Origin of the sequence: Nocardia cyriacigeorgica NBRC 100375 (genome assembly GCF_000308555.1) — a bacterium.
Lineage (GTDB): Bacteria > Actinomycetota > Actinomycetes > Mycobacteriales > Mycobacteriaceae > Nocardia > Nocardia cyriacigeorgica.
This window is the reverse complement of record NZ_BAFY01000039.1, coordinates 1-6,249: the sequence shown is the minus strand read 5'-3', so window position 1 is coordinate 6,249 and position 6,249 is coordinate 1. Positions and strand designations below refer to the sequence as shown.

Annotated in this window: 1 protein-coding gene; it reads right to left on the bottom strand. The window is 70.8% G+C overall.

The features are described 5' to 3' along the window. Positions 1–6,249 (bottom strand): non-ribosomal peptide synthetase (locus RJ05_RS03690; protein ID WP_036533127.1); only part of this gene is annotated, 6,249 nt, incomplete at both ends.

The window sequence follows — 6,249 nt, the reverse complement described above, 5'->3', positions numbered from 1 at the left end:
GCGGTGAGATCCGGGCGCGCCACATACCCGCGCGCCAGCTGCACGCCGGCCAGATACAGCTCACCCGCGACACCGGTCGGCACCGGGTTCAGGCGGGCATCGAGCACGTACACCTGTGTGTTGAACACCGGCGCGCCGATCGGCACCGACACGGTGTCCGCCTCGGTCACCTCGTGGAAGGTGACGTCGACCGCGGCTTCGGTCGGGCCGTAGAGGTTGTGCAGCCGGGCGCCGGTCAGTTCCTGCATCCGCTGCGCGGTGGCGGCGGGCAGCGCCTCACCGGAGGCGAAAACGTTGCGCAGGCTGGTGCATTCGTCGGCACGTTCCTCGGCGACGAACACCGACAGCATCGACGGCACGAAGTGCGTGGTGGTCGCCCGCTCGGCGGTGATGAGTTCGATCAGGTAGCCGGGATCACGGTGGCCGTCCGGCTTGGCGACGACCAGGCGTGCGCCGATCTGCAAGGGCCAGAAGAACTCCCACACCGACACGTCGAAGGTGGACGGCGTCTTCTGCAACACCACATCGGAGGCGTCCAGCTGGTAGGCCGACTGCATCCACACCAGGCGGTTCACGATCGCGGCGTGCGCGACCGCCACACCCTTCGGGCGGCCGGTCGAGCCGGAGGTGAAGATGACGTAGGCGGTATGGGTCGGCAGCAGCGGCGCGGTGCGCTCGGCATCGGTCACCGGTGCGGCCGAGTAGCCGGACAGATCCAGTGCCTCGATCTCCAGCGTGGTGCGCTGGCCCGCGTCGAACTCGTCGGCGGCGGTGGTCAGCACACAGACCGGATCGGCGGTGTCGAGGACGTAGCGGGTGCGGTCGGCCGGATGATCGGGGTCCAGCGGCACGTAGGCGCCGCCGGCGACGGCCACCGCGTACATGCCCACGACCAGTTCGATCGAACGCCGCATACCCAGCGCGACGTGGGTGTCCGGGCCGACACCGAGCGTGATCAGATGCCGGGCCAGGCGGTTCACACGGGCGCTGAACTGGGCGTAGGTCAGCGTGGTGTCGGCGAAGGTGAGCGCCGGGGCGTCCGGGGTGCGCGCGGCCTGCGCCTCGAACATCGCCACCAGCGTCGCCGGATCGGTCCCGGACGGGCTCGCCGACAGCGCGGCGGCCACGTCGAACTCGGTCGCGTTCCACTCCGACACCAGCAGCTCGCGCTCGCCGGCGTCGAGCAGATCGGCATCGCCGATCGCCGCGGCCGGCTCGGCCACGGCCGCACTCAGCATCCGCAGCAGCCGCTCGGCCAGCGAAGCGACCGTGTCGCGGTCGAACATGTCGGTGGCGTAAGCGAATTCGGCGCTCATGCCGTCGGCGCTATCGGTGAGGTTCAGATGCAGATCGAACTTCGCCGTCACCACATCCAGCGGCAGTCCGGCGACCTCGAGGCCGGGCAGCTCGAAGGTGGTCTCACCGGTGTTCTGGAACGACAGCATCACCTGGAACAGCGGATGCCGCGCCTGCGAACGTGCCGGGTTCAGGATCTCCACCAGCCGCTCGAACGGCAGATCCGCGTGCCCGAAGGCCGCAAGATCGGTTTCCCTGGTGCGGGCGAGCAGCTCGGTGAACGGCTCATCGGGCCGTACCTCGCTGCGCAGCACCAGGGTGTTGACGAACATGCCGATGGCGTCGTCGAGCGCGGCCTCACCGCGGCCGGCGACGGCGGTGCCGATGGCGATGTCGTCGCTGCCGGACAACCGCGACAGCAGCGCCGCGAAGGCCGCGTGCACGACCATGAACAGGCTGGCGCCGTGTTCGCGGGCCAGCGCGTTGAGTCCGCGCAGCAGTTCGGCGTCGATGCCGAACTCGTAGACCTCACCGCGGTTGGACGCCACCGCGGGCCGGGACCGGTCGGCGGGCAGGTCCAGCTGCTCGGGCAGTCCGGCCAGCGTGCTGGACCAGTAGGCGACCTGCTGGGCGATCAGCGAGGACGGATCGTCCTCCGAACCCAGCGTGTCGCGCTGCCACAGCGCGAAGTCGGCGTACTGCACCGGCAGCGGCGCCCAGCCGGGGGCCTCGCCGCGGGTGCGGGCCGCGTAGGCCACCATCACGTCGCGGGCCAGCGGGCGCACCGACCAGCCGTCACCGGAGATGTGGTGCACCACGAACACCAGCACGTGGGTCTCGGGTCCTTCGCCGTCCACCACGTGGAACAGCTCGGCGCGCACCGGGACCTCGGCGGTGACGTCGAAGCCGGTGAGCACCAATTCGCTGATGCGGTCGGTGATCTCGGCCTGGCGGACGTCGACCGGGGTGAGGTCGAGGCGATGCTGTCCGGCGGGCAGCACCACCTGCACGCCCTGACCGTCGGCGGTCTGCGGATAGACCGTGCGCAGCACCTCGTGCCGGTCGATCACGTCGGCGACGGCCAGCGCCAGCGCGTCGGTGTCGAGGGCGCCGGTGAGCCGGACCGCGAGCGGGATGTTGTTGACCGCGGTCTGGTTGTCGAAGCGGTTGAGGAACCACATGCGCTGCTGGGCCAGCGACAGCGGCACCTCGTCCGGGCGCGGCCCGGCGACGAGCTCGCGGCGGCGGCCGGTGCCCGCATGCGATTCCAGCTTGGCGGCCAGCGCGGCCACCGACGGCGCCTCGAACAGGGTGCGCACCGGGACGCGGGTGTCGAGGGCGGCGCCGAGCCGGGCCACCACCTGGGTGGCGATCAGCGAGTTGCCGCCGAGATCGAAGAAGTCGTCGTCCAGGCCGACCTGGCGTTCCCCGGGCAGGCCGAGCACCTCGGCGAAGGTGTTCGCGACGATCTCCTCCACCGGGGTCGACGGCGCCCGGAACTCGCGCGCCTCGAACTCCGGCTCCGGCAGCGCGCGCCGATCCAGCTTGCCGTTCGGGTTGAGCGGCATGGCGTCGAGCACCACGATCGCGGCCGGGACCATGTAGGACGGCAAGCGACCGGACAGGTGCGTGCGCAGCGCGTCGAGATCGACGCTCGCGCCGCCCGCGGGCACCACATAGGCCACCAGCAGATCGCCCGTGCGGGCATCGGAGCGGACCACCGCCACCGACTGGGCCACCGATTCGTGTGCGGTGAGCGCGTTCTCGATCTCACCGAGCTCGATGCGCAGACCGCGCAGCTTCACCTGGAAGTCGGTGCGGCCCAGGTAGGTGATGGCACCGTCGGCGCCACGGGTGACCAGGTCGCCGGTGCGGTACATGCGGGTGCCGGTGCCGAACGGGTTGGCCACGAAGCGATCCGCGGTCAGATCCGCGCGGCCGACGTAACCGCGGGCCAGCTGATCGCCGGCCAGGTACAGCTCACCGGCCGCACCAGGAACCACCGGATGCAGGCGCGCGTCCAGGATGTAGGCCTGCGCGTTCCACACCGGCAGACCGATCGGCACCGCGCCGTCGACCTCGGCCGCGACCGGGGCGGCCGTCGCGTGCACGGTGAACTCGGTCGGGCCGTACAGGTTGTGCAGTTCGGCGGTGCTGACCCGGCGGATCGCCTCGACCGCGTCGCTGGTGAACGCCTCGCCGGCGACGAACAGCAACCGCAGCGAGGTGAGTTCGGCCGCGGACACGCTGCCGGCGAAGACCGTCAGCATGGACGGCACGAACGAGGTCATGGTGACGTGCTGGGCGGCGATCACCTCGGCCAGGTACTGCGGGTCACGATGCCCGTCCGGGCTCGCGATCACCATCCGGCCGCCGGTCGACAGCGGACCGAACAGCTCCCATACCGACACGTCGAAGGTGGCGGGGGTCTTGAACAGCACCACGTCGTCGGCGCCGATGCCGTATTCGCCGGTGATCCAGCGGATCTGGTTCACCACGGCCGCATGCGGCACGGCCACGCCCTTGGGGCGTCCGGTGGATCCGGAGGTGAAGATGACGTAGGCCGGATGCTGCGGGCGCAGCGGCGAAAGCCGCTCGGCGTCGGTCACCGGGGTCGCCGCGTAGCCGGACAGGTCCAGCTCGTCGAGCACCACCGTCGACAGACCTGTGGCGTCGAACCCGTCGCGCGATGTGGTCAGCACGCAGACCGGCGCGGCGGTGTCCAGCACGTAATCGATGCGCTCGGCCGGCTGATCCAGGTCCAGCGGCACGTAACCACCGCCGGCCGCATGCACCGCGTACATGGCCACGACCAGATCCACCGAGCGGCGCAGGCCGAGGGCGACCAGGCTCTCCGGGCCGACGCCAAGGCCGATCAGGTGGCGGGCCAGGCGATGCACGCGCTCACCGAATTCGGCGTAGCTCAACGACATTCCGGTCGCCGGGTCGACCAGCGCGACGGCGTCCGGGGTGGCGGCGGCCTGCGCGGCGAACTCGGCCACCAGCGTGCTCGCGTCACCGAGATCGTGGGCGGTCTCGTTCCAGGCGCGCAGGGCGCGGTCGGTTTCGCGGGCATCGAGCAGCTCGATGTCGCCGACGGCGCGATCCGGTTCCGCGGCCACGGCGGCGAGCAGCCGGTTGAAGCGGCGGCCGAACTGGGCCATGGTGGCGGCGTCGAACAGGTCGGTGGCGTAGATCAGTTCGGCGGTGATGCCGCCGTTCTCGCCGTTCTCCGACAGCACCAGTTGCAGATCGAACTTGGCCACGTCGATCGGCAGATCCACGCCGCTGACGGTCAGGCCCGGCAGTTCCAGGCTGTTCTGGCCGGTGTTCTGGAACGACAGCATCACCTGGAACAGCGGATGCCGCGCCTGCGAACGCGCCGGGTTCAGGATCTCCACCAGCCGCTCGAACGGCAGATCCGCGTGCCCGAAGGCCGCGATATCGGTCGACCGGACGGTGCGAAGCAGGTCGGTGAAGGTGTCGCCGCCGTCGACCTCGGTGCGCAACACCAGGGTGTTGACGAACATGCCGATGAGGTCGTCGAGCGCGCGCTCACCACGGCCCGCGACCGGCGTGCCGATCGCGATGTCGGCCTCACCCGACAGCCGCGACAGCAGTACCGCCAGGGCCGCGTGGGTGACCATGAACAGCGTCGCGCCACGGGTGCGAGCCAGCTCGGTGAGCGCCGCGTGGGTTCGGGCGTCGATCTCGAAGACCTCGGTGGCGCCCTGGCCCGAAGCGACGGCCGGGCGTGGCCGGTCGGCGGGCAGGTCGAGCTGCTCGGGCAGCCCGCGCAGGGACCGGGTCCAGAAGTCGATCTGTTCGGCGATCACCGACTCCGGATCGTCCTCGGAGCCGAGCACCTCGCGCTGCCACAGCGCGAAATCGGCGTACTGCACTTCCAGCGGACGCCAGGCCGGTTCGCCGCCCTCGACGCGAGCGCCGTAGGCGGTCATCACGTCTCGGGTCAGCGGGCCCATGGAGAAGCCGTCGGCCGAGATGTGGTGCACGACAAGGGCGAGCACGTGTTCGGTCGGGCTGATCTCGAACAGCCGGGCCCGGAACGGCACCTCGGTGGTGACGTCGAATCCGGTACGCACCAGTTCGGCGACCCGGGCGGGCAGCTCGGCCTCGGTGACGTCGACCGGGCTCAGGTCCGGGATCACCTTCGCGGTGGGCACGGCCTGCTGGTAGGCGGTGCCGTCGACCTCCGGGTAGAAGGTGCGCAGCGATTCATGCCTGGCGAGCACGTCGGCGACGGCGATCTGCAAGGCCTGCCGGTCGAGCAGACCGGACAGCCGCACCGCGGCCGGGATGTTGTCGACCGCCGAGTCGGGATCGAACCGGTTCAGGAACCACATCCGCTGCTGGGCCAGCGACAGCGGAACCAGCGCGGGCCGCTGTTGCGGCACCAGCGCGGCGCGCGCACCCGCCCCGGCGCGGGATTCGGCCCTGGCCGCCAGCGCGGCGACCGTGGACGCCTCGAACAGTTCGCGCACACCGAGATCGGTGTCGAGCGCGGCCGAGAGCCGGGCCGCCACCTGAGTGGCGCTCAGCGAGTTGCCGCCGAGGGCGAAGAAGTCGTCGTCCAGGCCCACCCGGTCGAGGCCGAGCACATCGGCGAAGGTGGTGGCCACGATCTCTTCCACCGGCGTGGTCGGGGCGCGGAACACCGCGGCCTCGAACACCGGCGCCGGCAGCGCCTTGCGGTCCAGCTTGCCGGAGGCGTTGAGCGGGAACTCGTCGAGCACCATCACCACGGCGGGAACCATGTAGGCCGGCAGCTGCCGTCCCAGTTCCTCGCGCAGCGCATCGGTGTCCACCGGAAGACCAGGCGCGGCGACCACGTAGGCGACGAGCTGATCGCCGGTGTGCTGATCGCCGCGCACCACCACGACCGACTGGGCGACTTCGTCGAGCCCGTTCAGCGCGGCCTCGATCTCGCCGAGC